25 protein-coding genes are annotated in these 26,118 nt (G+C 70.3%); 16 read left to right on the top strand and 9 right to left on the bottom strand.

Going from position 1 to position 26,118, the window contains the following annotated elements; genetic code table 11:
- Positions 1–37 precede the first annotated feature (37 nt).
- The 8 genes from AB0H93_RS13080 to AB0H93_RS13045 all read left to right on the top strand — a co-directional run bounded on the left by AB0H93_RS13080 (position 38) and on the right by AB0H93_RS13045 (position 8,772).
- Positions 38–1,129, top strand: coding sequence for an iron ABC transporter permease (locus AB0H93_RS13080; protein WP_358571787.1), 1,092 nt, complete (start codon positions 38–40; stop codon positions 1,127–1,129).
- Positions 1,130–1,918 (top strand): ABC transporter ATP-binding protein, encoded by a 789-nt coding sequence (locus tag AB0H93_RS13075; protein WP_358571785.1) that lies wholly within the window; start codon positions 1,130–1,132, stop codon positions 1,916–1,918. It abuts the gene before it with no gap.
- The gene (locus AB0H93_RS13070) at positions 1,915–2,913 is read left to right on the top strand and encodes an ABC transporter substrate-binding protein (protein WP_358571783.1); all 999 of its coding nucleotides are present in this window, start codon (positions 1,915–1,917) and stop codon (positions 2,911–2,913) included. The genes AB0H93_RS13075 and AB0H93_RS13070 overlap by 4 nt, the downstream gene beginning before the upstream one ends.
- Before the next feature lie 37 nt (positions 2,914–2,950).
- Positions 2,951–3,964: a pyridoxal-phosphate dependent enzyme gene (locus AB0H93_RS13065; protein ID WP_358571982.1), complete on the top strand. Its 1,014-nt coding sequence runs from the start codon at positions 2,951–2,953 to the stop codon at positions 3,962–3,964.
- Positions 3,961–5,178 carry an ATP-grasp domain-containing protein gene (locus tag AB0H93_RS13060; RefSeq protein WP_358571781.1) on the top strand — a complete coding sequence of 406 codons (1,218 nt, stop codon included), beginning with the start codon at positions 3,961–3,963 and terminating at the stop codon, positions 5,176–5,178. Before AB0H93_RS13065 ends, AB0H93_RS13060 begins: the two co-directional genes overlap by 4 nt.
- Before the next feature lies 1 nt (position 5,179).
- Positions 5,180–6,349, top strand: a complete 1,170-nt coding sequence (locus AB0H93_RS13055) for an MFS transporter (RefSeq protein ID WP_358571779.1) — start codon at positions 5,180–5,182, stop codon at positions 6,347–6,349.
- Positions 6,336–7,469, top strand: a complete 1,134-nt coding sequence (locus AB0H93_RS13050; protein WP_358571777.1) for an acyl-CoA dehydrogenase family protein — start codon at positions 6,336–6,338, stop codon at positions 7,467–7,469. Before AB0H93_RS13055 ends, AB0H93_RS13050 begins: the two co-directional genes overlap by 14 nt.
- A 124-nt stretch (positions 7,470–7,593) precedes the next feature.
- Positions 7,594–8,772: an MFS transporter gene (locus AB0H93_RS13045; RefSeq protein ID WP_358571775.1), complete on the top strand. Its 1,179-nt coding sequence runs from the start codon at positions 7,594–7,596 to the stop codon at positions 8,770–8,772.
- Here the strand turns inward: AB0H93_RS13045 and AB0H93_RS13040 are convergent.
- Together AB0H93_RS13040 and AB0H93_RS13035 are read right to left on the bottom strand one after the other, a co-directional pair.
- Complete coding sequence (locus tag AB0H93_RS13040) at positions 8,769–9,164, bottom strand: hypothetical protein (protein WP_358571774.1); 396 nt, start codon at positions 9,162–9,164, stop codon at positions 8,769–8,771. The genes AB0H93_RS13045 and AB0H93_RS13040 overlap by 4 nt on opposite strands.
- A gap of 26 nt (positions 9,165–9,190) precedes the next feature.
- The gene (locus AB0H93_RS13035) at positions 9,191–9,670 is read right to left on the bottom strand and encodes a GtrA family protein (protein WP_358571772.1); all 480 of its coding nucleotides are present in this window, start codon (positions 9,668–9,670) and stop codon (positions 9,191–9,193) included.
- Between the two features lie 286 nt (positions 9,671–9,956).
- Here AB0H93_RS13035 and AB0H93_RS13030 point away from each other — a divergent pair, with 286 nt between their 5' ends.
- Positions 9,957–10,637, top strand: a complete 681-nt coding sequence (locus tag AB0H93_RS13030) for a DUF899 family protein (protein ID WP_358571770.1) — start codon at positions 9,957–9,959, stop codon at positions 10,635–10,637.
- A gap of 219 nt (positions 10,638–10,856) precedes the next feature.
- Here the strand turns inward: AB0H93_RS13030 and AB0H93_RS13025 are convergent, their stop codons facing one another.
- The gene (locus AB0H93_RS13025; RefSeq protein WP_358571768.1) at positions 10,857–11,915 is read right to left on the bottom strand and encodes a 2,3-butanediol dehydrogenase; all 1,059 of its coding nucleotides are present in this window, start codon (positions 11,913–11,915) and stop codon (positions 10,857–10,859) included.
- Between the two features lie 121 nt (positions 11,916–12,036).
- Positions 12,037–12,690 (bottom strand): GntR family transcriptional regulator, encoded by a 654-nt coding sequence (locus tag AB0H93_RS13020; RefSeq protein ID WP_358571980.1) that lies wholly within the window; start codon positions 12,688–12,690, stop codon positions 12,037–12,039.
- A 187-nt stretch (positions 12,691–12,877) separates the two neighbouring features.
- Here AB0H93_RS13020 and AB0H93_RS13015 point away from each other — a divergent pair, with 187 nt between their 5' ends.
- Positions 12,878–13,420: an SRPBCC family protein gene (locus tag AB0H93_RS13015; RefSeq protein ID WP_358571766.1), complete on the top strand. Its 543-nt coding sequence runs from the start codon at positions 12,878–12,880 to the stop codon at positions 13,418–13,420.
- Between the two features lie 143 nt (positions 13,421–13,563).
- Here the strand turns inward: AB0H93_RS13015 and AB0H93_RS13010 are convergent, their stop codons facing one another.
- Entirely contained in the window at positions 13,564–13,959 is a 396-nt protein-coding gene (locus AB0H93_RS13010) for a hypothetical protein (RefSeq protein ID WP_358571764.1), read from the bottom strand.
- 129 nt (positions 13,960–14,088) lie between these two features.
- Between AB0H93_RS13010 and AB0H93_RS13005 the strand changes: the two genes are divergently transcribed.
- Positions 14,089–15,039: an aldo/keto reductase gene (locus AB0H93_RS13005; protein WP_358571762.1), complete on the top strand. Its 951-nt coding sequence runs from the start codon at positions 14,089–14,091 to the stop codon at positions 15,037–15,039.
- A 112-nt stretch (positions 15,040–15,151) separates the two neighbouring features.
- Here the strand turns inward: AB0H93_RS13005 and AB0H93_RS13000 are convergent, their stop codons facing one another.
- Positions 15,152–16,918: an AMP-binding protein gene (locus tag AB0H93_RS13000; RefSeq protein ID WP_358571760.1), complete on the bottom strand. Its 1,767-nt coding sequence runs from the start codon at positions 16,916–16,918 to the stop codon at positions 15,152–15,154.
- A 436-nt stretch (positions 16,919–17,354) separates the two neighbouring features.
- Here AB0H93_RS13000 and pabB point away from each other — a divergent pair, with 436 nt between their 5' ends.
- Positions 17,355–19,451: an aminodeoxychorismate synthase component I gene (gene pabB / locus AB0H93_RS12995; protein ID WP_358571758.1), complete on the top strand. Its 2,097-nt coding sequence runs from the start codon at positions 17,355–17,357 to the stop codon at positions 19,449–19,451.
- 160 nt (positions 19,452–19,611) lie between these two features.
- A complete protein-coding gene (locus AB0H93_RS12990; protein WP_358571756.1) occupies positions 19,612–20,637 on the top strand; it encodes a methyltransferase in 1,026 nt (341 codons plus the stop codon).
- 49 nt (positions 20,638–20,686) lie between these two features.
- On the opposite strand, the gene AB0H93_RS12985 is transcribed toward AB0H93_RS12990, so the two are convergent.
- Positions 20,687–21,409, bottom strand: coding sequence for an SDR family NAD(P)-dependent oxidoreductase (locus tag AB0H93_RS12985; RefSeq protein ID WP_358571754.1), 723 nt, complete (start codon positions 21,407–21,409; stop codon positions 20,687–20,689).
- Positions 21,410–21,858: 449 nt separating this feature from the next.
- Between AB0H93_RS12985 and AB0H93_RS12980 the strand changes: the two genes are divergently transcribed.
- Together AB0H93_RS12980 and AB0H93_RS12975 are read left to right on the top strand one after the other, a co-directional pair.
- Positions 21,859–21,993, top strand: a complete 135-nt coding sequence (locus tag AB0H93_RS12980; RefSeq protein WP_358571752.1) for a hypothetical protein — start codon at positions 21,859–21,861, stop codon at positions 21,991–21,993.
- A gap of 85 nt (positions 21,994–22,078) precedes the next feature.
- Positions 22,079–22,300, top strand: coding sequence for a ferredoxin (locus tag AB0H93_RS12975; RefSeq protein ID WP_358571750.1), 222 nt, complete (start codon positions 22,079–22,081; stop codon positions 22,298–22,300).
- Positions 22,301–22,307: 7 nt separating this feature from the next.
- On the opposite strand, the gene AB0H93_RS12970 is transcribed toward AB0H93_RS12975, so the two are convergent.
- Positions 22,308–23,138 (bottom strand): methyltransferase domain-containing protein, encoded by an 831-nt coding sequence (locus AB0H93_RS12970; RefSeq protein ID WP_358571748.1) that lies wholly within the window; start codon positions 23,136–23,138, stop codon positions 22,308–22,310.
- A 352-nt stretch (positions 23,139–23,490) separates the two neighbouring features.
- Here AB0H93_RS12970 and AB0H93_RS12965 point away from each other — a divergent pair, with 352 nt between their 5' ends.
- Positions 23,491–24,726, top strand: coding sequence for a cytochrome P450 (locus AB0H93_RS12965; protein ID WP_358571746.1), 1,236 nt, complete (start codon positions 23,491–23,493; stop codon positions 24,724–24,726).
- Positions 24,727–24,775: 49 nt separating this feature from the next.
- Here the strand turns inward: AB0H93_RS12965 and AB0H93_RS12960 are convergent, their stop codons facing one another.
- Entirely contained in the window at positions 24,776–26,113 is a 1,338-nt protein-coding gene (locus AB0H93_RS12960) for an aminotransferase class III-fold pyridoxal phosphate-dependent enzyme (RefSeq protein ID WP_358571744.1), read from the bottom strand.
- Positions 26,114–26,118: the final 5 nt, after the last annotated feature.

Here is a 26,118-nt window from a genome sequence, read left to right as displayed (position 1 = left end):
GACTAACGGGACGACGGATTCGCCAGGAGGATGCCGAATGCAGCAGGGCCGGGACGTGTCGACGGTCGAAGCATCCCGCCCGCCCGCGCGAAGCGGCCGGGCGCGGCTGTTCGCGGTCGTGCTCGTGCTGTCGGCGGTGCTGGTCGCGTCGGTGCTGGCGGGCATCGCGCTGGGGCCGACGGTGGTGGCGCCGGACGAGGTCGTGCGCTACCTCCGCGCGGCGCTGACGGGCGGCACGATCCGCTCCGACGAGGTGACCGGCTACAGCATCGTCTGGCAGGTCCGCACGCCGCGGGTGCTGCTGGCGGTGGTGGTCGGCGCCGGGCTGAGCGTGGTCGGGGTGGCGATCCAGGCGATGGTGCGCAACGCCCTGGCCGATCCGTTCGTGCTGGGCATCTCGTCGGGAGCGTCGGTGGGCGCGACGGCGGTGGTGGTGTTCGGGGTGTTCGCGAGCCTCGGTGTTTACGCGCTGTCGGTGGCGGCGTTCCTCGGCGCGCTGGCCGCATCGGTGCTGGTCTACGCCGCCGCGAGCAGTCGCGGCGGGATGACCCCGCTGCGTCTGGTGCTCATCGGGATCGCGCTGGCGTACGGGTTCCAGGCCGTGATGAGCGTGCTGGTCTTCCTCGCGCCCAACGGCGACGCGGCGCGGACGGTGCTGTTCTGGCTGCTGGGCAGTCTCGGCGCGGCGAACTGGGGATCGCTGCCGCTGGCGGCGACCGCGGTGCTGGTGTGCGTGGTGGTGCTGAGCCGCCACAGCCGCTCGCTGGACGTGCTGTCGATGGGCGACGAGACGGCGGCGAGCCTCGGGGTTGACGCGGTGGCGCTGCGCCGCTGGCTGTTCCTGCTGACATCCGCGGTCACGGGCCTGCTCGTCGCGGTCAGCGGCGCGGTGGCGTTCGTCGGGCTGGTGATGCCGCACCTGGTCCGGATCGTCGTCGGCTCCAGCCATCGCCGGGTGCTGGCGGTGGCGCCGCTGGCCGGAGCGTGCTTCCTGGTGTGGGCCGACCTCGTCTCGCGCACCCTGTTCGCCCCGGAGGAACTCCCGCTGGGCGTGATCACCGCGCTGGTGGGCGTGCCGGTGTTCATCACCCTGCTGCGGCGCCGCGGATACCTGTTCGGAGGCCGGTAGATGGAGTTGCGCTTGGACGGGGTGGCGGTGGAGATCGCCGGCCGGACGCTCGTCGGCGGCCTCGACCTCGACGTCCACAGTGGAGAAATAGTCGGGCTGCTCGGCCCCAACGGCAGCGGGAAGTCCACCGCGCTGCGCTGCGTCTACCGGGCGCTGCGCCCCACCGCCGGGGCGGTGCTGCTCGACGGCGCGGACGTGGCCGGGATGGCGCCGCGCGAGAGCGCCCGGTCGATCGCCGCGCTCACCCAGGAAAGCCGCAGCGAACTGGACTTCACCGTGGCGGAAGTCGTGGCCCTCGGCCGCACCCCGCACCTGCGTGGCAACCAGGCCCTCAGCGAGCGGGAGCACGAGCTGTGCCGGCAGGCGATGGAGCGGGCCGACATCGTGCACCTCGCCGACCGCGGCGTGCTCGGCCTCTCCGGCGGCGAGCGGCAGCGGGTGCTGATCGCGCGGGCGCTGGTGCAGGAGCCGCGCGTGCTGGTGCTCGACGAGCCGACCAACCACCTGGACGTGCGCCACCAGGTGGAACTGCTGTCGTTCCTGCGCTCTTCGGGGCTCACCGTGCTCGTCGCGCTGCACGACCTCAACCTCGCCGCGAGCTGCTGCGATCGCCTCGCGGTGCTCTCCGGCGGCTCGCTCGTCGCCACCGGAAGCCCGGCCGACGTTCTCACCACGGAGCTGATCCGCCGGGTGTTCGGCGTGGAGGTCACTGTCGTGACCCATCCGCGCACCGGCGCGCCGCAACTGCTCTACGACCTCAGCGCCGACTACGAAGGGACCCGATCATGATCCGATCCGCGAAGCGGCGGTCGCTGGCAGTGCCATTGGTCGTGGCATTGCTGGCCACCGGTTGCGGCGCGTCGGTGGAACCGGCCGTCCAGAACGGCCCGGCGCCGGTCACGGTCACCAACTGCGGCGTGCCGGTGCCCTATCCGCGCCCGCAGCGGCCGGTGTCCTACGACGTCAGCGGCACGGAGAAGATGTTCGCCCTGGGCCTGGCGGACCGGATGCGCGGGTACGTGATGAACGCGCAGGCCGAGCCCTCGATCGCCGGTTCGCCGTGGCGGGACGACTACGCTCGCGTGCCCAGGCTCGGGACCTCGCGGATCACCCGGGAGATCGTGGTGGACGCCCAGGCCGACTGGGTGCTGGCCGGCTGGGGTTCGGGGTTCAGCGAGGAGCGCGGCATCACCCCGCAACTGCTCGACCAGCTGGGCATCCGCAGCTACGTGCACACCGAAACGTGCTGGGACTACGGCGACAAGCAGCCGGTGCCGCCGCTGGAAGCGCTCTACGCGGACCTGCAGAACCTGGGCCGGATCTTCGGCGTCGAGCAGCGAGCCGACGAACTCGTCGCCGAACTGCGGGGACGCATCGCGAAGGTCGAGCAAGGCCGTCCCGTCGGTGTCACGCCCGTTCCGGTGTTCGTCTACGACTCGGGCGCGGACCAGCCCTACACCGCGGGTCGGTACGCGGCGCCGACCGACATCATCGCCGCGGCGGGCGGGCGGAACGTGCTCGCCGACGTGGGGAAGGGCTGGACGACGGTCGGTTGGGAGTCCGTCGTCGCCGCGAAACCCGAGGTGATCGTCATCATCGACTACGCGGGGCAGTCCGCGGCGGAGAAGCAGGCGTTCCTCGAATCGCTGCCCGCGATGCGGTCGGTGCCCGCGGTGCAGCAGAAGCGCTACTTCGTGCTGTCCTACGGGGACGCCGTCAGCGGGCCGCGCAACGTCAAGGGTGCCGAAGACTTCGCCGCCTACCTGCGTTCGATCGGGCGGTGAGGCCGTGACCGCGACAGCCCCCGCCGCCGCGGCGACGGTGCACGAGCACATCACCGACGCGCTCAAGACGCCCTCCTTGATCCGGTTGGGCGGCAACGTCGTCCTCGCGCGGTTCGAGACCATGAAGGTCTACGCCGCGCTCGGCGCGGTGCGAACCCTCCTGGAGCGCGGCACGATCCGGCCTGGACAGACCCTTGTGGACAGTTCGAGCGGCATCTACGCGCTGGCGCTGGCGATGGCCTGCCACCGCTACGGCCTGCGCTGCCACATCGTCGCATCGACCACAGTGGACTCCTCGATGCGCGCGCAGCTGGAGGTCCTCGGCGCGACCGTGGACCAGATGCCGCCCTCGCAGGACCTCCGGCTCGACCAGCGGCGACGCGTGGAGCGCGTGCGGCAACTCCTCGCGGAGCGCCCCGGGATGCACTGGATGCGGCAGTACCACGACGGCGTGCACTACCAGGGCTACCGGGAGTTCGCCGACCTCGTCACCGACGGGCTGCCGGACGGGCCGCTGACGGTGGTCGCCGCGGTCGGCACCGGTGCCTCGTCCGGCGGACTCGTCGAGTCGCTGCGCGGGCGGGGCCGGGAGGTGCGGCTGCTGGGCGTGCAGCCCTTCGGCAGCGTCACGTTCGGCAGCGACGGCCACAGCGATCCCGATGCGATCATCGCCGGGATCGGCAGCTCGATCTGGTTCGACAACGTGCGCCACCACCTCTACGACTCGGTGCACTGGGTCGACTTCCGGCACGCGATGGCGGGCACGGTCGGCCTGCTGCGCGAGCACGCCGTGTTCGCGGGCCTGTCGACCGGCGCGGCGCACCTGGTCGCCGGCTGGGAGTCGGCGCGGCACCCGGAGGGCACGCACCTGGTCATCGGCGCGGACACCGGGCACCGCTACGTGGAGCGGGTCTTCGCCCGGCACCGCGAGGCGCTGGACCCCGCCGGGTTGCGGCCGAAGGAGATCACCTCGCTGGACGACCTCGCGCCGCCCTGGTCGGCGATGGAGTGGGCGCGCCGGCGGTGGAGCGAACAGGAGCCGGTGGAATGACGATCGCAGCGCTGGAAGCCCTGACCTTCGGCCTGGGGCGCCTGGTGGACGCCGCCGACCGCGCGGGGCAGCGGCTGTGCCTGCTCACCGGCAACCGCGACATCTACCGGCACGAGCTGTCGCGGCTCGACCCGGGCGCGCTGGACGTCGTCGACGTCGACACCCGCGACACGGCCGCCTGCGCCGCCGAGCTCGAACGGCTTCCCGCGCTCGACGGCCTGATCAACTCCACGGACACCTGGCTGTTGCCCGGCGCCGAGCTCGCGGCCCGGTTCGGCCTGGCGGGCCCGGATCCCGACGCGGCGCGCACCATCCGCGACAAGCGCGCGGTCCGGGTGCTGATGCACCGGCACGGCCTCAGCCGCGGCACGGCCATCGCGGTGCCCGACGGCTCGTCGGCGGCCGAACTCGTCCGGCGGGAGGTCGGACTGCCCGCGGTCCTGAAGGACTCGGCGGGCACCTCCTCGCGCAACGTGTGGCTCGTGCACGACGAGGACCAGCTGCGCAGCGCCGTCGACGAAGCGGCGGACCGGAAGCTGTTCGGTCGGCTGCTCGCCGAGCCGTTCTTCGCCGGGCCGTTGTACAGCGCGGAAACGCTCACCTGGGCGGGCCGGACCCGGCTGCTGGGCGTCCACAGCAGGCAGCTGTCGCGGCAGCAGCACGTGCGGGAGGAAGCGGCCGCGTTCCCCGTCGCGTTCCCGGACGCGGACCGCGCCGAACTGGAGCAGTGGGTTTCGCGGGTGCTCGCGGTCGCCGGTCACCGCGGCGGGTTCGCGCACGTCGAGTTCGTGCTCACCGCCGAGGGACCGGAACTCGTCGAGATCAACGGCCGGATCGGCGGCGCGATGGTGGGGGAGGCGTTGTGCCGATCGCTGGGCACCAACGTCTACGAAGCGATGGTAGACATGGCACTCGGCAAGGAACCGGAACTCCTCGGCGCCGCCACAGCATCCGGCCCTGCGGTGGCGTTCGTGCTGGTCTACCCGGACCGGACCGGCACGTTCACCGGCATGGCCGGGATCGAGCGGCTGACCGGGTTCCCCGGCGGCCCGGAGTGGTATCCGACGATGACGATCGGGAACCGCATCGAGAGCCTCGCCGACCAGCGCGCCTGCACCGGAATCGTGCTGGCCGAGGCGGCCACGGCCGAACTCGCGCTGCACCGCGCGCTCAGCGCCGCCGGCGGCGTGCACCCGGTCGTCACCGGGCGCTGAGGTGGCCTCGTTCACCCACCAGCAATGGTTCCTGCTGGTCAGCTCGTTCTTCATCGCGCTGGGCGGGTTCGCGGTGCTGCCGTACATGTCGGTGGTGCTGCACCAGCGTCTCGGGCTGGACCTGGGGATCGTCGGCGTCGTCCTCGCGGTCGCCTCGCTCGTGCAGTTCGCCGGTGCGATCGTGGGCGCGGCCGTCGCCGAGCGCATCGGCCTGCAGCGGACCATGGTGCTGGCGCTGGTGATCCGCACCGCCGGGTTCGCCGGGTTCGTCGTGGGGCTGCGCTGGCCGGCCGCGGCCGTCGCCGCGCTGGTGCTGACCTCCTGCGGCGCGGCGCTCTACCTCCCGGCGAACAAGGCGTACCTGCTGCTGGGCGTCGAGGAAGACCGCCGCCCGCTGCTGGTGTCGGCCGGGAACTCGGCGATCAACGGCGGAATCGCGCTCGGGCCGGTCGCCGCCGCCCCGTTCGTGCTCGACGACTCGGCGGCGTTGTTCGCAACGGTCGCGGTGCTGTTCGCCGTCGTGACGATCGGGCACGCGCTGCTGCCCGCAGAGCGGGGCGCCGACCGCCCGGTGGGGAAGCCGGACCGGGTGCTGGCCGGAATTCCCCTGCTGCCCTTCGCGATCACCGCCTTGACCTTGTACCTGCACATGTTCTTCTACAACTACCTGGCGGTCTACGCCGTTCCGCGAGTGTCCACAGTGTTCTACGGCCTCGCGCTGATGCTCCACTCACTGGGATTGGTGGTGATGCAGCCGCTGCTGGCCGGCTGGATCGGGCGGCTGCCGTACTCCCGCGCGATGCTGATCGGCTTCGCCGCGATGGCGACCGGCACGGCCGCGCTGGCGCTTGGCGGCGCCGTGGCGATCCTGGCCGGCGCATTGGCCATCTGCCTCGGCGAGGTGGTGCTGTTCCTGAAGAACGACCTCGAATCCCTCGCCCGTTCCGGGCGGGCGCCGGCGGTCGTGTTCGGGCAACAGCGCCTCGCGGCCGGGATCGGTGCCTTCGCCAGCGGCATCATCGGCGGCCTCGGCTACGGCGCGTTCGACGGGGCCGGAAATGCCCACCTGTTCTGGCTGGCTGTGGCGGCGCAGTGCGCGCTCCTGCCGCCGCTGCTGGTCATCGTGTTGCGGCGGCGAGAGAATCTCGAGGAGAGACATGGATCTGGCTAGCGCGAAGGCGGTCGCCGATCGGCTGCGGGCCGACGCCGCCGACCGGGACCGCGCGAACCGGCGGCCGGTGGAGGAGATCGAGCTGCTCCGCGGGTCGGGGCTGCTCGCCATCCCGCCGGACGATCACGTGACCACGCACGCTGTGACCAGGATCGTGGCGGCGGCCGATCCGTCCATCGGGCACCTGCTCGGGTACCACTACCTGCACCTGTGGCGGGCCGGGCTGTTCGGGGACCCCGAGGTGGCCGGGCGGATGCGGCGGGAAACCGCCGAGCACCGGTTGTTCTGGGCGGGCGTGAGCAGCCCGCCCAACCAGGCGGAAGCCGGGCTGAACATGACCACTGTGGACGGAGGATTCCTGGTCAACGGCCGGCGGACGTTCGCCACCGGTGCCGCCGTCGCGGACCGGCTGATCGCGAGCGCCCGGGACGACAGCGGCGAGATCCGCACCTTCCTGGTGGACGCCCGCGCGCCCGGCATCGGCCACCCCGACGACTGGGACCACATCGGACAACGCCTGTCGGCCAGCGGCAGCGTCGTCTTCGACGACGTGCGCATCGACGCGGACGACGTGCTGGGCTCGCCGCCGAGCGGTGACGTCCGGATCTCCCTGACATCGCTGGCCTTCCAGGTGATCCTCGCCCAGATCTGCGTGGCGATCGCCGAAGGCGCGCTCGCGGAGGCCGCCGACTACACCCGCCGCCGCGCCCGGCCCTGGCTGCTCAGCGGCGCGGCCGCCGCGGCAGAAGACCCGTACGTCCTGGCGGGCTACGGCGAGCTGGTCGCGAGCGTCCGGGCGGCCGGGCTGCTCGCCGACCACGGCACCGCCGCGCTGCAGGACGCGGCGGATCAGGGCGCCGAGCTGACCGCGGAGCAGCGCGGCGCGGCGGCCGCGACCATCTCCGCGGCGAAGATCGTCGCCACCAGGACCGTCAACGAGACGACGGCCAGGATCTTCGAGTTCCTCGGCGCGAGGGCCACGGCCGGTTCCTTCGGATTCGACCGCTTCTGGCGAAATGCCCGGACCCTGACGCTGCACGACCCGGTGGCCTACAAGGCCCGGGAGCTCGGTGCCCACTACCTCACCGGCGAGCCGCCTGAACCCACCGCGTACAGCTGAGCGGCGTGACCGCGGGCATCCGCCTGTGGAATCATGCGACCGTCCGCGAACGAGGTGCGGGCCGAACTCGTGTGGCGGTCGTGCCTCGAGTGACGCGGGAGCCTTCTCGGAAAGCGGCAGTTGAATGGCAAGTGGTAACCGGTACGTCCAGCTCGGGCTGATCGCCGCCGTGCAGGTGCTCGCCATGGCGATGTGGTTCTCCGCCTCCGCCGTCGTGCCCGCGCTGCGCGAGGCGTGGCACATCAGCGACGTGCAGGCCGTCTGGCTGACCGCGTCGGTGCAGGTCGGGTTCGTCGCCGGCGCGGTCGTGTCGGCCGCCTTCAACCTGCCCGACCGCTTCCCGCCGCAGCGGGTGGCCGCCTGCTCCGCGCTCGGCGCGGCGGCCGCGACCGTCGCCGTCCCACTGTTCGCCGACGGCTTCGGTCCGGCGGTGCTGTGCCGGCTGTGCGCGGGCTTCTTCCTCGCCGGCGTCTACCCGGTCGGCATGAAGCTGATGGCCTCGTGGTTCGGCGCCGCCGGGCGCGGGCTCGCGCTCGGCGTGCTCATCGGCGCGCTCACCTTCGGCTCCGCGCTGCCGCACCTGATCAAGGGCCTTGACGGCCTGCCGTGGCAGGGCGTGCTCATCACCGCGGCCGCCATCGGGGTCGGGGCGGCGGTGCTGGCGGCGATGTTCGTGCGACCGGGACCGCACCTGTCCCGCGGCGGCGCGAGCCACCGGCCGCGGTACGCGCTCGAGATGTTCCGGGAGCGCGGGCCGAGGCTGGCCAACCTCGGCTACTTCGGCCACATGTGGGAGCTGTACGCGCTGTGGACGTGGCTGCCGTCGTTCGTGGCCGCGAGCACCGGGAGCGGGGAGGCGACCGTCGGCCTGGTCTCGTTCGCGGCCATCGGCGTCGCCGGCGTCCTCGGCTGCCTGCTCGGAGGCTGGGCCGCCGACCGCTTCGGGCGAGCTCCCGCGGCCGGGGCGGCCCTCGTCGTCAGCGGCGCGTGCTGCCTGCTGTCCCCGCTGGTGTTCGGCGCGTCGTGGCCGCTGCTCCTGGTGCTGCTCGCGATCTGGGGCGCGGCGGTGATCGCGGATTCCGGCGTGTTCTCCACGGCCCTCAGCGAGGTCGCCGACTCCCGCTACATCGGCACGGCGCTGACCGCGCAGACCGCGATCGGCTTCCTGCTGACGGTGGTCACGATCAACCTCGTGCCGGTGCTCTCGGCGCTCGTCGGCTGGCGCTTCGCCTTCCTCGTCCTCGCCCCGGGCCCGATCCTCGGGGCCCTCGCGATGCGCACGCTGGGGCGCCGGGCGCGCTAGCGGACGCTGCGGAAGTTGTCCGCTGGCACGTGGACGGAGTCACCCGACTCCAAGGTCACCACGACCTCGTCGGGTCGCCACTCGACGGACCGGATCCGCGGCTCACCGGAGCCGAACCGCAGCCGCACCGGGTAGTAGTGGTCGGCCGCGCCCGGGCCGATCCGCAGCTCGTGCCAGGTGCCGGTCAGCCGGGTGACCCGAACCAGGTAGAGCTCGCTCGCCCACTGGGAACCCGAGTACTCGTAGGTCACCCCGGAATCCCGGGACGATTCCTCGTGCAACACCGCCTCGTGCAAGGTGATCGAGGGGCCGAGGACGACCAGCGCGCCGAACAGCACCGCGCCGACGAGGAGTCCTGCCGCGAGCGGCAAGATCAGCAGTTTGCGGGACACCGCGCCCAGTATGCCAAGGACTCGGTTCAGCCGGGCTTCTCCCGGAACACCCACCACCGCGATGCGGTGTAGGTGAACGCCGCGACGCACGCCCCGGCGGCCATCCGCGACAGCCGGAAGTCGACGCCCAGCGCCGAAACACCCGTGGTCACGCCCATCGTGAGCAGGTAGTCGCAGGCGATCACCACCGCGTAGCGGAGGACCTGGCCGCCGACCGGGGCGTGCGACCGGAAGTTGACCTTGCGGTTGAGCACGAAGTTCAGCCCGAGGGCGGCCACGTACGCCACGGTCACGGCGACCGGCAGCGGCAGCGCGGTCCAGGCGCGCAGCGCCGCCAGGATCCCGAGGTCGATCAGGAACGTGAACCCGCCCAGCATCAGGAACCCGACGAGTTCGCGGGACAGCACCCGGCGCAGCCGGGCGGGAAGCCGGTCGACCCACGCGGTGAGCAGGTCGCCGACCCGCTCGGCGGTGCTCGTCCTGGTCGTCGTGGTCTGCTCGTCCATCCTCATCCCGCTGCGGCGATGGCGTCGTGGGTCCGCGCCCGAACCTATGAGATCTCGCCGGCGGAAAGTTGTCCGCCGGATCCACGCCGTCGGCGGTATCCCTTCGCCGAGTGTTCAGGGGTTGTTCGGCATCCGTTCCGCCACCGTCCCCGAACCGCCGCGATCCCGCGAACGTCCACATTGGAACACCTTCGTGACTACCGGCTGCCAGCGCCGCAGTTGGCGACCGCCCGCGGGCGGCGGACAATGGCGGGGGCAACTGCCGCCGGTGGTCCAGGAGTCAGCGATGCGCCACACCAACCTCACCGCGGAGCCGGCCGAGTACGCCAGCGCCCGCGAGGAACTGCGCCAGGCCGAGATCGAGCTGATGCGCCAGCGCGAGCAGGTCGCCGACCTGCGCCGCAGGCTGCCGCCCGGGCCGGTCGTCGACGACTACGCGTTCGAAGAAGGCCCCGCGGACCTCGATGCGGGCGACGGGCCCGTGCGGACCGTGCGGCTGAGCGAACTGTTCACCGGGCCCGGCCGCGATCTGGTGATCTACCACCTGATGTACGGCAAGCGGCAGACCGAGCCGTGCCCCATGTGCACGATGTGGATCGACGGCTTCAACGGCGTCGCCCGCCACGTCGCGCAGAACGTCGACCTCGCCGTCGTGGCAGCCGCCGGCCTGCCGGACCTGCGCGCGCACGCCCGGCACCGGGGGTGGGCGAACCTCCGCCTGCTCAGCGCCGGGACCAGCACGTTCAAGTACGACCTCGGCAGCGAGGACGCGGACGGCGACCAGGACTCGACGGTGTCGGTGTTCACCCGCGACGACAGCGGATCGATCCGCCACTTCTACTCGGCGCACCCGCGCATGGCAGACGACATCGACGAGCGCGGCATCGACCTGCTCAGCCCGGTCTGGCACCTCCTCGACCTCACGCCCCGGGGCCGAGACGACTGGTACGCGGCCCTGGACTACTAGAGAGTGTTTCGAAATTGGTTTGCGTAGCGGTGCGGGTGGCGGAACCTCAGATGCCCCCTCGCTGTGGGATCCCCGACATCATGAATGACCAATTCACCACGTCGGGGCTGTCCTCGCTGGGAGAACTCCAGAGGAGTGGGCACCGAGAACCCGCGGCGGTGCGAGTTGAGTCCTGCACCGCAAGCGGCTACCGCCGCTTATAAAACGACCTAGGTCGGGTCACTCCGGCCGGACGAGGATCTTGACGTTGGCCTCCTTGTTGCCGACGAGCTCGTCGAACCCCTTCGCCACGATGTCGTCGAGGCCGATGCGGCCGGTGATGAACTGGAACGGGTCGACCTTGCCGTCGGCGATCATCTCGATGGTCGCGGGATGGTCGCCGGCGTAGGCGAGGCTGCCCACGAGGTTGATCTCGCCGAACACCAGATCGTTCATCGCGACCGCGGCCTCGTGGCCCCAGATCGCGACGTTCACGCAGGTGCCACCGGCACGCGTGGCGCGGATCGCCGACTTCAGCACGGCGTCGATCCCGGCGCACTCGAAGGTCACGTCGGCGCCGCGGCCCCCGGTCAGCTCCAGCACGGCAGCAGTGACATCCACTGTGGACGGATCGAGCACGTGTTCGGCGCCGGCCGCGTGCGCTTTGGCCTTGCGCACTTCCGCCGGCTCCACGGCGATCACCCGCTCGACGCCCGCCGCCCGGAGCGCGGCGGTGGTCACCAGGCCGATGGGGCCGGTCCCGAAGACCGCGGCGGTGTGCCCCGGGCGGGCGCCGGAGAGCCGCACCGCGTGGTAGGCGACGGCCAGCGGCTCGACGAGCGCCCCGACGTCGGTGCCGAGCTCGCCGAGCGGGTGGATCCAGCGGCGCTCGGCCACGACGAACTGCGAGAACCCGCCGCCCCCGCCGGAAAGCCCGACGAAACCCAGGCTGCGGCAGACGTTGTACCGGCCTTGCAGGCAGGGGTCGCACCGCCCGCACACCAGGTACGGCTCGACGGCGACGCGGTCGCCGACCCGCAGGTCGCGCACCCCGTCGCCGAGCTCGCTGACGACTCCGGCGAACTCGTGGCCGAGCGTGAGGGGCACGGTTTCGCCGGTGAGCGGGTGCGGGGCGCCCGCGCGCGGCGCGAAGATCGGGCCTTCGAGGTATTCGTGCAGGTCGGTGCCGCAGATCCCGCACCACTCGACCGCCACCTTGACGGTGTCGGGGTGGGTTGCGGGTTCCGGCACGTCGTCGATGCGGATGTCGCCACGGCCGTGGAAGCGTGCTGCTCTCATCGCGGACCCTCGCTCAGCAGGAGATTGCGGACGGCATCCCGAGGATGCGCCGAGGCGGGCCGAGGCGGAAGAGCACCGGGCCGCGACGCGGAACCTGCCGGGCCAGGTCGATGAGGCGGGGTCAGGCTTCTTCCGCGGGGGTGCGGCCGGTCAGGCCGGCCGCGGTCAGGGTGAGGTGCTGGGCCAGTGCCTCGGCCGCGGCGTCCGCGTCGCGGGCCAGCGCCGCCTCCTCCAGCCGGCGGTGCTCGCCGACGTGGTCCCGGCCGGGGGTTCGGTGCGCCGACCAGCGGCGAGCCAGCTCGCTCGCGGACCACATCCGGTCGAAGGTCTCCAGCAGGACGGGGTTGCCGCACCCCTCCAGCAAGGTGCGGTGGAAGACCCGGTGCGCTTCGGACCATGCGTCGCTGACGTACTCGCCCTCCTCCGGCACGAACGCCGGGGTGCGGGTCAGGCGGTGGTGTGCGGCGCGTACGCGGGCCTCCCACTCGACGTCGCCGCGCTCGATGGACATGCGCAGCACGAGCGGTTCGATGGTCCGGCGGGCCTCCGCGATCTCCTGCCAGCGGCGGTCGGAGAAGGCGAGGACGGCGAAGCCGCGGTTGGGCAGCCGGTCGGCGAGGCCCTCGCCGACCACCCGCACGAGCGCCTCGCGCACTACCGCCAGGCTCACGCCCTGTTCCTTGGCGAGGTCCTGCGGTTTGAGGGCCTCACCGGGGGCGTAGTCCCCGCGCATGATCGCGTCCCGCAGGTGCGCGTAGACCTGCTCGGAGAGCATCTGCTTTCCCGACGAGGTCGAGGTGTGGGCCGTCCGGGGCATCTCGCCAGCGTAGACGGTCCGGTGGAAAATCGATTATTTGTGTTATGGTCGATTTATTGGCGGGCGACCGTGGCGCCGCTACGCGAGGGGCTTCCGTCGGCCGGATCACCGCCACTCCCGAAGCACGGCCTGAAAGGACGACGCCATGAGCGCCATCGACCCAGCCAACCTGATCGGTACGGCGGAAACGCCGCGCGTGGGCGAAGACGCCGAACGGATCGAGGTTTCCCGGCTCATCCCCGCCCCGGCCGGCGACGTCTTCGCGGTCCTGACCGACCCGAAGGGCCACGTGGACATCGACGCGTCGGGAATGCTCATGGACGCCGAAGGGGAACGGGTCGAGCGGCCCGGCGACCGGTTCCTGGTCCACATGGACCGGGACGCCCTCGGGGACGTCCCCCTGGGCAAGTACGACGTCGAGGTCGTCATCACCAAGCTCACCCCGGGCGAGGAGATCGCCTGGACCGTCGAGGGCAGGGTCCGGCCCCATGCCCGCCACATCTACGGCTACCGGCTGGAGCCGGCCGAGGGTGGCACCCTCGTCACCTCCTACTACGACTGGTCGGAGATCGACGAGGAGTGGAAGGAGCGCATCGTCTTCCCGGTGGTCCCCGAGTCCGCGCTCAAGGCCACCCTCGGGATCCTCGAGCGCACCGTCCGCCGGCGAGCCGCCGCCGAGGCTTGCTGAGGCAGGAAGATCAACGGGCCGACAGCAAGCTTCCCCTGGCCGTGCTCCGTGGTGAACGACGTGGAGTTCCCACCGGATGGCCGAGTGATCGTCGTCACGCCGCGCGCGCAGGACACCTGCGTGCACGGCTGAACCAGGCCCGGTCAGAGCGCGAGCGATGCCCAGCCGCCGCCCCGGGCGAGCAGGGTCTGCACGGCCAGGGCGTGGTCGGCGAATCCGGCGAGGTCGCGGTGCAGCAGCGAGGCGCGCTCGTCGTCGAGCGGCGCGGTGTCGTCCGCCCACGGCTCGCACGTCCAGCTCGCGGCCGGGTACATCGAGGTCAGCAGCCGCGCGACCTCGGCGGACTCGGTGCCGCCCGCGGCGAGGTAGTCGGCCAGGATCTCGTCGCACGCCGCCATCAGCTCTCGCAGGCCGCGCACCGCTTGCCCGGGCGTGCCGTCCCAGTCGGCGCGCGGCCAGGCCGACGAGCCGAGCGCGAGCCACAGCCGCCACCCCGCGATCAGCTCCTCCTGGTCCCGCGGCGTCCACTGCCCGTCCATGACCCGAGTGTGCGCCCGATCCGGCCCCGCGAGCGGATGGCATTCCTCACCCTCCAGTCGTCCATTGTGGACGAATGTCGTCACGGCGGTCCCGGCCGGGCGCGGTGACCTCCGTGAAAGGATGGCCCGGTGACGACGGAGACGAGCGCGGATCGCGTGCTGTACGGGTGCATGGGGCTCGGCGGGAGCTGGGATGCCGAACCCCTCGCCGCGGCCGACATCGACGCGGCCGAGGCGGCGATCCAGGCGGCGCTGGAGATCGGGATCACGACGTTCGACCACGCCGACATCTACCGGCGCGGCAAGGCCGAGGCGGCCTTCGGCGAGGTGCTCGCCCGCACGCCCGGGCTGCGCGAACGCGTCGTGCTGCAGACCAAGTGCGGCATCCGGCAGGCGGAGGGCGACCGGCCCGGGATCTACGACCTGCGCGGGGACAGCATCGTCCGGCGGGTGGAGGAGAGCCTCGCCCGGCTGCGCACCGACGTGATCGACGTGCTCCTGCTGCACCGGCCCGACCCGCTGGCCGACCCGGAAGACGTCGCCAAGGCGCTCATGTCGCTGCACGAGCAGGGCCTCGTGCGGCGCTTCGGGGTGTCGAACATGAGCGCGGCCCAGATCGCGCACCTGCAGGCGCACCTCGGCGTTCCGCTGGTCGCCAACCAGCTGGAGATGAGCCTGCACCGGCGCGACTGGTGCGAGGCCGGGGTGCTGGTGAACACCGCCGAAGCCGCGTCGATCGGCTTCCCGCTGGGCACGATCGAGCACTGCCGGGCGAACGGGATCTCCCTGCAGGCATGGGGCCCGCTCGCGCGCGGCCGGTTCACCGGCGGCCAGGAAACGCCGACCGAGCGGGCGACCGCGGAGCTCGTCGCGGCCCTGGCGGAGGAGAAGGGCACGACGCCGGAGACGATCGTGCTGTGGTGGCTGCAACGCCACCCGGCGGGCATCGCGCCGGTCATCGGCAGCGCGAAGCCGGAGCGGATCCGCGCCTGCCGCGACGCGGCGCAGCGGGAACCCGACCTCACGCACGAGGAGTGGTACCGGCTCTGGATCACGGCCCGCGGCGCCGCGCTGCCCTGACCGGTTCAGGCCGGGCGCGGCGGTCGATGCAGCGATCCTCGCCGGACCAGGAAATGCGGTCGGCTGTTGAGCAGCCGGCGGATTCTCGGACACCGGGACAGGATTTGCCAACCTACGTGTCGAGCGGCTGCGGGCGACGCATCGGGGCGACCCCCTCGCCCGCCACCTCCTGGAGATGACCGCCGTCCGACTTCGAGTGCGCCGACCGCCGCACGGTTCTCGTTCGCTCCGCAGCCGCGGCGGCTTCGCGAAGCGCGGCGCGGTCCAGCTTGCCCACTCCGATCAACGGCATCGCATCGAGGAGTTGCAGGCGCTCGGGCAGCTTGTACCTGGCCAACCCGCGGGATTCGAGGTGCTGGCGCAGTTCTCGCAGCTCGGGGCGTTTCTCGCCGGCAGGTACCACGTACAGGCATACGATCTCGCCGTGCATGGGGTGCGGCCCGGCGACGGCGGCCACCTCGGCGATGTCGTCCAGCTCCCGGAGGAGCTGCTCCAACTCCTCGGCGCACACCTTCTCGCCGCTGCGGTTGATCACGTTCTTGATTCGCCCGACGACCGCCAGGTTCCCGCTCGGCAGCAGCCGGACCAGGTCGCCGGTCCGGTAGAAACCGTCGGCGGTGAAGGCGTTTTCGGTGGCCGCTTCGTCCCGGTAGTACCCGGCGATCGTGGCCGGGCCACGGGTCAGGAGCTGCCCGGTTCGCCCTGGCGGAACTGGTTCGCCCGCGTCGTCGACGATCAGCAGTTCCTCGGCAGCCGAGACGGGCCTGCCCTGCGAGGACGAAACCACCTCTGCGGGGTCGTCGAGCCGGGTGGAGTTGACCAGTCCTTCGGTCATGCCGTAGACCTGCTGCACCACGGAGCCCAGTACCGACCGGGCCTGTTCGGCCCCGGCAGGGTCCAGCCTGGCGCCCCCGACCTGGACCGCGGCGATGCTGGAGATGTCGAAGTGATCCGCGCGGAGCACGGTCGACCACTGGCCGAGCAGTGCCGGAACCACGGCGCAGTGCGTCACCCGCTCCTGCTCGATCAGCCGCAACGCGCGCCGTGGGTCTTCCGCGCTGCCGAGCACGACCCGCCCGCCGAAGGCGAGGGCGCCCAGGATTCCCGGACAGGCCAAGGTGAAGGTGTGAGCGGCGGGCATGACCGCGAAGTAGACCGAATCGGCATCGAGCCCGGCGGTCTTGGACGCGGTTCGAATGACGTGGCCGTAGTCCTCGTGCGTGCGGGCGATCATCTTGGGCGGCCCGGAAGTGCCGCTGGAAAGCAGCAGCAAGGCCGCGTCGTGCGGCTCGGGGGCCGATGGCTGGTGCGCCGGCACCGCCGCACGGGCGGAAGCGCTCGCGGGATCGCACAGTTCGGACAGATCCACGATGTCAGGACCCGCGGGTGGTTCGCCGGTGAGCAGCAGGGTTTCGAGGTACGGGTGCCGGGGACGCAGTTCCTGCACCATCGCGAGGTGATCGAACCGAGGCATGCGGTGCGGCAGGGCCATCGCGCGGGGCCGGATCAGCCGCAGGATGCGCTCGATCTCGTATCCCCGCAGCGCCGGCAGGATCAGCATCGGGAGCGCGCCGATGCGCATCAGCGAGAGGACGAGGACGACGAATTCGAGGCTGTTCGGGAGTTGCACCACGACTGCGTCGCCGCGCCGCAGGCCCCTCGTCGTCAGCAGCGCGGCTGCGCGATCGACAGTGGTGGCCAGCTCTCCGTAGGTCATTCGCCGGTCGCCGGCCACCAGCGCGCACTTCGACGGGACGCGACTGCCGTGGCGCAGGACGAGTTGGTCCAACGTCACGGGCTGCCACCACCCGTCCGCGCGGTACCGCTGCGCGCGTTCCTCGGGGATGCGGGGAATCGTCGGCTGATCCCGAATCGTCATCAGCGCCCCTCGATGGGGTCCCCGCGGAAAAGTGCCGCCACACCTGCGGGTTCGGCGCTACTCGCCAGGAGTTCTTCGGTAACTGAAAGGAATTCGGCCATTCTGCTCTTTCCTTGGTTTCGGCCCCCCCTTTTATAGGCAGCTGCCGAGTTGGCGGGCAACTCGATTCGCTGAACGAACCTCCATCGGGTAGCGGTTCGGGTGTCGCGAACTTTGCTCGGTTTCAACGAAATCAACCGGGGGACGGTCGATCGGGCGAACTGATCGGCAGGCCTGACAGTGCCGAGACCCGAGCGCATCGGGAAATGTCGCGATCCACGCCGGAGTCTTGCCGAGGAGACATGCGTCACCCGCCACTCGGCTCGCCGCTGTGACGCGAGGATTCCAGAATGGACGCGCGTGTCCCAGTCTCGGAATTCTGCAGGAAGGTCGACGCATGCGGACCTTGATCGTCGATAACTACGATTCGTTCACCTACAACCTCGCCCACTACCTTGCTGAAGCCAACGGAGAGCAGTGCGAGGTCATTCGCAATGACGATCCGAGTTTTCGCCTGCAGGGCCTGCAGTACTTCGACAACGTGGTCCTGTCTCCAGGGCCAGGTCATCCCGAGCGGGCGTCGGACTTCGGCATCAGCGCGGACATCGTCCAGTACGCCGATTTGCCCTTGCTGGGCGTGTGCTTGGGCCATCAGGGATTGTGCTCCGCATACGGCGGGAAGGTCGGTCCTGCGGCTGAAGTGCGTCACGGCCGGCTCTCGCCGGTCGTCCACGGCGGCGAGTCGCTCTTCGCCGGCGTGCCTTCACCTTTCTCCGTGGTTCGCTACCATTCCCTGGTCGTGATCGAACTTCCTGACGATCTCGTCGCGGATGCCTGGACTCCGGACGGGGTTTTGATGGCTGTTCACCACCGGAACCGCCCCCAGTGGGGAGTCCAGTTCCACCCGGAGTCGATCTGCACGGCGCACGGCGATCGCATGCTTCGGAACTTCACCGACCTGACCAGGCAATGGCAGCGCACGACCGGAAGGCGGACGCGACTACCTCGCCAACGGCAGCGCAGCACTGTCCCCGATCGCATTCGATCCACCGCACGATTCCGGGTGATCGTCGAGGAACTGGAGGGCTGGTGCGATCCAGAGCGCGTGTTCGACCAGCTTTTCCGATGCAGCGAGTACTCGTTCTGGCTGGACAGCAGTCTCTCCGACGTCGCCAACGGGCAATTCTCGTTCATGGGTGATGCGACGGGTCGGCTCGCCCGAGTAGTGGAGGCCGATACGTGGCGCGGCACGACGGTCGTCCACTCCGCGGCCGGAAAGGACGAAATCCAGGGAGCTTTCCTGGACTGGCTCGAGGCCGATCTCGATTCCCTGGTGGTGGATGTCCCGCCCTTGCCGTTCGACTTCGCCCTGGGATGGGTCGGTTACCTCGGGTACGAGCTGAAGTCCGAGTGCGGCGGACGTCGTGCACATCGGGCCGAGACTCCGGATGTCACGATGATCTTCGCGCCGCACGCCGTCGCTTTCGACCATCATGAGCGCCGGGCGTACTTGCTGGCCTTGGCCGAAGTGGGGGACGAAACCGCTGCCAGGCAATGGATGCGGGAGACGGAAGCGCAGTGGAACGCGATGTGCGCGCTCGGCGCGGCCCTGCGGGAACCCGCACCGTCGACGGAGGTCGAGGGTCTCGAATTGCGCCACGATAGGCAGCACTACCTCGACCTCATCGAGGAGTGCCAGCGCCAGATCCGGGCGGGCGAGACCTACGAGGTATGCCTGACGAACATGGCCCATGGGCGTGCGACCGTCGATCCGTGGGAAGGCTATCGCTTCCTGCGCGCGCACAGTCCAGCGCCGTTCGCCGCGCTGCTTAGGTTCGGTGCGTTGTCGGTCTTGAGCACCTCGCCGGAAAGGTTCCTCCGGATCTCCGCCGATCGCGTGGTGGAATCCAAGCCCATCAAAGGAACTCGGCCCCGCTCGGACGATCTGCGCGAGGACCGGCGACTTCGGGAGGAACTGCGGGCCAGTGAAAAGGATCGCGCTGAGAACCTGATGATCGTCGACCTGGTTCGAAACGACCTCAGCACCTGTGCGGAGCCGGGTTCGGTGCACGTCCACGAGCTGTTCGACGTGGAGTCCTTCGCCACCGTGCACCAGCTCGTGAGCACCGTCCGAGCGCGACTGCGTGCGGATGCCTCGGCGGTGTCCTGCGTGCGGGCGGCGTTTCCCGGGGGCTCGATGACCGGTGCCCCCAAGATCCGCACGATGCAGATCATCGATGAACTGGAGGAAGGGGCGCGGGGAATCTACTCCGGCGCACTCGGCTACTTCTCCCTCAACGGAGCCACGGATCACAGCATCGTCATCCGCACGCTGGTGGTTGACGCGGGTCGGGTGAGCTTCGGAGTGGGCGGGGCGATCACCGCGTTGTCCGGCCCGGACGAGGAATGGGAGGAGACCGCGGTGAAGGCGGTGGGGCTGCTGCGGCTGTTCGGTGAGCGCTTCCCCGATCACGACGTCGTGCTCAGCGAGTGAGCCGACGTGCTTGCCATGGCATGAGGTGAGCCGACCGCCAACCGCGTTGCGAGGCGAGTTCCTGCAGGGATTGCACCCATTCCGGTATTTGTCGATTCTGGCGCTCGCGGTGGTTCGGAATTTGCGGTTAGCCTCTCGTCGTCGACATTGGAGGTTGAACGTGGGAAAACCTGAGGACGATTTGGACGCCATTCTCGGCGCGCAGTGGAATTTTCATCTCCTCGGCGCTGCGGCCAGATTGGGAGTTGCTGATGAGTTCGCCGAAGGGCCTCGTACGGCGGCCGACTTGGCTGCGGCGATTGGGGCCGGTGACGTCAGAGCGGTATCCGCATTCCTCAACAACGCCGAGTCGATCGGTCTCGTGCAGCGGGTCGATGCGGATCAATTCGCGGAAACTCCGATGCTTGCCCTGCTTCGGCGTGATGGGGGTGCGTATCGCAATATCGTGTTGATGCTCACATCGCCTGGACTCTGCCGTCCCGCGGAGATGCTGCACAGCGTTGTGCTGCACGGCCGGTCGCACACCGAAGACGCGCTTGGGAAGGGGTTGTGGTCGTACTACCAGGAAAACCCGGAAGAGGCGGCCGCATTTGCCGACTTCATGAGCGAGCTGTCCGACATGGTGGCCGACTCGGTGCTGTCCCGGTACTCATTCCACGAGCACCGCAAGGTCGTGGACGTCGGCGGCAGCAATGGCGCGTTCTTGTCCCGCATTTTGTCGGAGTACCCGGATGTCGCCGGCGTTCTGTTCGATTTGCCGCACGCGGTCGAAAGGGCGCGACGGATCATTGCGGAGCGTGAATTGAGCTCTCGCGTCGAGTTCGTCGGCGGCAGCTTCTTCGAAAAGGTTCCTGAAGGGGGTGACGTCTATTTGTTGAAGTGCGTGCTGTCCGACTGGGATGACGAGAGTTGCGCGCGAATCCTGTCGCGGTGCCGGGAGGCGGCGTCGCCTGGAACTCCAGTGGTCGTCATCGATTGGCTGTACCGCGAGGATTCGGCGCAGCTGTTCGACGCGATCCATTTGCGGCAGTTGGCCAGGGTCGATGGGAAGGTGCGGACGTTGCCGGAGTATGAATCCCTTTTCGAGGCAGCCGGTCTCGCGCTCAAAAGGGTCGACAGTCCGGCGGAGGGCGATGCGGTGGAGGAGTGGGCTCCGGCCACCGTGTTCGAGACGATTCGCCGTTAGCTCGGGGGGCTGCAAGCACGCGAGTTTGGCTGAGCGTGGTCGTCGTGGCTCATGCCGACCGCGGAGTGGGTGGTGTGGGCCGGTGTCCGGACGCGATCTGCTCGACCTGCGCGACGACGGCCGCCTGCCACTCCGAGGGAACGACGGCGAAGACACCGTCGTCGACGGCCCGCAACGCCTCATGCGCGACGAGGCCCGGCTCGATCCCGTCCGGCGACATGCCGGTGGAGACCAGCGCCGGGCAGATCATGGTGACCCGCACCGGTGTGTCGGCCAGGGCCATCGCCGCGTGCTGGGCGACGGCGACGACGGCGTGCTTCGACGGCCCGTACGCCCCGCCGCCGGGAAAGACCGTGAGGCCAGCCAGCGATGCGGTGATCAGCACATGGGCCTGCTCACCGGAGGCGAGCAGGCCCGGCACGAACGCCCGCAGCCCGTTGACGACGCCGCCGACGTTGATGCCGAACACGCGATCCCACTCGTCGGCCGGCACCTCCCACGGCGCGCCCAGCGACGCTCCCACGACACCGGCGTTGAGGCAGATCAGGCGCGCTTGCGGGGCCTGCGCAGCCAGGGCGTTCATCGCGGCCGGGTCGGACACATCGGCCGTCACACCTGTCGCGCCGAGCCGCTCCGCGGTCGCGGAGAGCGCGTCGGCATCGACGTCGGCCAAGACGAGGTCGGCGCCCTTGGCGTGGAGCGCCTCGGCCAGTGCCCGTCCGATCCCGCTCGCGGCACCGGTGATGACCGCGGTCAGCGCGTCGGTTGCCAAGGACTTCCTCCAGGGTTCGCCGGAATGATCGAGAAGGAGCTTAGGCCGGACGACAGCACCGGCGCACGCCATTAACGACCGATCGTCGAATTGTTGTGGCGATGCGCGCGGTGTTGGGAGCGGAAGGTCGGAAATACCTGGCCGTGCGACAGGTTCACCCCGTGGTACCGGGTGTGGTGGCATGACGAGTGTTGCGGTGAAGTGGTTGCAGCACAACGGAATTGAACAGGTGGCGAACGTCGGGAAGTGGCCGCCGGGATGTCCTTCTTCGATCGAGTGGCGAACCAGGCAGGACGGTTGTGGGAGCCGTAACTTGCGCGTCGGCAACGGTCGATGGCACTTGGAGCGTCGCATGTCGGAACCGAGGAAGTTCCCGTTCAGCGAGCACCTCGACGCAACTCGCGAACTCCGCGTACGCCCTGCTGACCCATCCCCGGGAGCTCCAATGGTTGCTCGCCGACCTCGATCGGGTCCCGCAGGCGGCCGAAGAGCCGCAGGCCGGGCTCCGCACGCTGCTGGAGAGGCTGCCCCGCCTGCGCTTCGCAGGCGACGAGGACGACGTCGTCGTGTGGGGGAGGGGATGATTCTCCACAGCCCGTCGCGCCTGGACATCGCGTGGAACCCGGCTGAACTGGGCGCAACCCGAACCGGAGCCCGCATGGGCGTCGGGTGAGCTGGTCGATCGAGGTGGATGCCGATACCTGCATCGGCTCCGCGCTGTGCGTCGGGATCGCTCCCGAGCACTTCGAGCTGGTGGAGGGGTTCCCCTGCCCGCGCCGGTCGGAGGTCGGTCCGGCCGAGGAGGTGACCGACGCGGCGGAGTCCTGCCCGGTCGAGGCGATCACCGTGCGGGACGCCGGCACCGGCGAGGTGCTGGCGCCCGAGCGGTGAGCCCCGGTCAGCCGTGCGGCTTGGCCGCGACGAACACCGCGTAGCCCAGCGCCGATCCCTCGGCGATCCTGGGCAGCGTTTCGCGCGCTTCGGCCCAGTAGTCCTCCTGGCCGGACGAGGTGGTGAAGGTGTGCTGCAGGCGGGCGATGTTCTCCTGGACCACCGCCAGGGTCTGCCGCCAGCTGCGGTCGGAGACGTCGATCGCCTCCACCATGACGAGGCCGGCGTCCGCGACCGTCTCGGCGTAGTCCTCCAGCGTCGGCATGGCGGAGATGTGGAACCCGGCGAGCCGTTCCTCGACGGCGGTCTGCTCGTCCCGGTCGGGGCCGCGCCGGATGAAGTCCGCGACGGCGAGCCTGCCGCCGGGGCGCAGCACGCGCGCGGCCTGCGACAGCGCGCGGCGGCGGTCGGGCATGTGCAGCAGGGACTCGAAGAACCATGCCGCGTCGAAGGATTCCGGCGGGAAGGGCAGGTCCAGGGCGTCGGCGAACGCGAAGCGCACCCGGTCCTGCAGGCCTTCCGCCGTCGCGCGTTCGGTCGCCGCGGCGAGCTGCTGGCGGCTGACGTTGACGCCCACCACGTCGACGTTCCTGGCGCGGGCCAGGCGGACGGCGGGTTCCCCGATGCCGCAGCCGATGTCGAGCACGGAATGCGCCGGCTCGATCGCCAGCTTCTCGATCATCAGGTCGGTCATGTTGTCGGCGGCCTCCCGCATGCTGCGGGTGGCGTCGTCCCAGAGTCCGAAGTGGAGGCTGCCGTCCAGCAGCGCGGTGAACACGTCGCCGTGCTCGTCGTGGATCTCACCGGCGCCCGGTGATGGTCGCTGTGCTCGGTTCATCTCGTGGATCTCGCCTTCGAGGCTGCGGTGATTGCGGAATTCGTTTCGGCGCGATCCGGCCGTGCCGGACCGGAAGAATTCGGGGACCGCACTGCACGCTATTGCAGCGGAATGGGGTGCTGCAACCGAGGAAACGACTTCGACCTGATCGTGGAAACACCTCGGAAAAATGGCTCAGCGGCGCCGTTTCGTCGCGTCGTGTGCGGGTGTCGATAATCCGCTGGGGTGAACCGGTGGAATACCGGGTGTCGGCGATTCCTGGCCGTTGCTGGGCCATTTCGGGACACCTAGCATCGGGTTCGTCGTCCGCAATTCTCACCGAATGTTCCAGCATCGGATTACAGGAGGAAAGATGGGCACGAGCGACGTGGCCGGCCCGGTGGAACTGTCCATGAGCGACGAGTTCTTGGCCAATCCCCACCCGTGCCTCGCGGCTTGGCGGGAGAGCGGTCCGGCGCAGCCGGTCGTCCTGCCGGACGGGCGCGAGTGCTGGGTGGTGACGCACTATCCCGACGTCGTGAACGTGCTGTCCAGTCCTCACGTGAGCTGCGACCTCTCGCCGGAGCGCAGCGGCGCTGACGAGGTGGCGCCGGAGGTGGCCGAGGCGTTCCGGTCCATCCGGCAGGGACTGTTCATCAACATGGATCCGCCCGACCACACCCGGCTGCGCAAACTGGTGGTGCGCGAGTTCAGCGCGCGCCGCGTGGAAGCGCTGCGGCCGCAGGTGCGGGCCATCGCCGAAAGGCTGCTGGATGCGTTGCACGGCGAGGACGAAGTCGACCTCGTCCGCTCTTACAGCTATGCGTTCCCGGTGTCCGTGCTGTGCGCGCTGCTCGGCATTCCGGAAGCGGACGCCGTGCAGTTCCGGGAGTGGACCAACCAGGCGCTCGGATTCGTCGGAGACCCGGAAAAGGCGCCCCAGGTGGTCTCCGCCGTCAACTCCTTCTACGCCTACTTCGAGGAATTGCTCGACGCCAAGCGCAGGAATCCCGAGGACGACCTGCTGAGCGCGCTCGTGACGGGTGCGGGCGGCGAAGTGGCCGATCGGGAGCTCGCCGGAGTGGCGCTGCTGCTGTTCGTCGCCGGGCACGAGACGACGTCGCACTCGCTGGCGCTCGGCGTGCTGTCCCTGCTGGACCACCCGGCGGAACTCGCCGCCGTGCGCGAAGATCCCACCGCGCTGGCGGCGCACGTCGACGAACTGCTGCGCTACGACGGGCCGTCCACGCCGGGGGTTTTCCGCTTCACCACGGCGGACATCCAGCTCGACGACACCACGATCCCCGCCGGTTCCTGGGTGCTCGCGTCGCTGGCCGCCGCGAACCGCGATCCCGAGCGGTTCGCCTCGCCGGACGTGCTGGACTTCGACCGAGCGGAGAACGGGCACGTCGCGTTCGGACGGGGAATGCACTACTGCCTCGGCGCTTCCCTGGCCAAGGTCGAGATGGAGATCGGCCTCGGCTCGCTCTTCGAGCGCTACCCGAACCTCGAACTTGCCGTGCCTGTCGAGAAGTTGCGGTGGCGGCCCGGTTACATGCGCGCGGTGGAGGAACTCCCGGTGCGCCTGGGCCCGCTCCGGACCAGCTGATCCCGGCCGGTGCGCGGTGGCGGACGGCCCGCCACCGCGCACGCGGCCCTCAGACCCAGGCCGACAGCCGGGGCAGCACGGACCCCAGCACGTCCGCGATCTCGTCGAACTCCGGCTGGTCGCAGATCAGCGGCGGCGCCAGGTGGATGTAGGGCTTGTCGTGGTCCCCGCACCGGATGTGCAGGCCCGCTTCGAACAGCTCGCGGCGCAGCCGCCGGTCGATGAGCTGCTCGCACTCCTCCGGCGAGAACGGCTCCTGCGTCGCCTTGTCCTTGATCAGCTCCAGGGAGAACAGGAACCCGGCGCCCTGCACGTCGTTGACCACCGGCAGTTTCCGCAGGCCCTCCAACGTGTTGCGCAGCGCCGCCTCCTTGCGCAGCACGTGCTCGTAGACGCGCTCCTGCTCCAGGATGTCCATGTTCGCCATGGCCACGGAGGTCGACACCGGGTGGCCGCTGAAGGTGTAGCCGTGGGCGAACATGACGTGCTCCGGCAGGAACGGTTCCAGCAGCCGCTCGGACGCGATCGTCGCGCCGAGCGGCGCGTAGCCGCTGGTGATCCCCTTGGCGCAGCAGATGATGTCGGGCTGGAAGCCGAAGCGGTCACAGCCGAAGAGGTGGCCGAGCCTGCCGAAGGAGTCCACGATGTCGTCGGAGATCAGCAGCACGTCGTACTGGTCGCAGATCTCGCGGACGCGGGCGAAGTAGCCCTCCGGCGGCACCACGCAGGCGCTCGGGTGGGGCAGCGGCTCCAGGATCACCGCGGCGACCGACTCCGGGCCCTCCTGCTCGATGGCCGCCCGGATCTCCTCGGCGTCGTACGGGTCGGCCACGTTGCGGCTGACCGGCCCGCGCGGCTCGAAGATCTGGTGCAGCAGCGCGAAACCGCCCATCGCCACGGCCGCGTAGGTGCTGCCGTGGAAGGACCACTCGCGGCTGATCACCTTGTGCTTGCCGGTCCTCCCGGTCAGCGCGAAGTACTGGCGGGCCAGCTTCCACGCGCTGTCGACGGCTTCGCTGCCGCCGCAGGTGAAGAACACGCGGTTGAGATCGCCGGGCGCCGCGGCGGCGAGCCGCTCGGCGAGCTCCACGGCGGGGCGGGGCGCGTGCTCCATCGCCGGGAAGTAGGCGAGCTCGGCTGCCTGCCGCGCCGCGGTGGCGGCGAGGTCCGGCCGCCCGTACCCCACCTGCACGACGAACGCGCCGGCGACCGCGTCGAGGTAGCGGCGCCCCTGTTCGTCCCAGACGTAGGGCCCCTCACCGCGGGTGATGATGGACACCGGCCCGTCCGTCGGCTCGCCGTAGCCCCGCATGAGGTGATCGCGGGCGGCGAGCCCGAGGCGGCTGTCGGCGGGCTGCGCGGTGGTGGATTCGGAGGTCAGAGTCATCGGCG

Source organism: Saccharopolyspora sp. NPDC050642 (assembly GCF_040654735.1).
Lineage (GTDB): Bacteria > Actinomycetota > Actinomycetes > Mycobacteriales > Pseudonocardiaceae > Saccharopolyspora > Saccharopolyspora elongata.
Note: the sequence above shows the minus strand (reverse complement) of the source record. Positions and strands in the feature narration are given on the sequence as shown.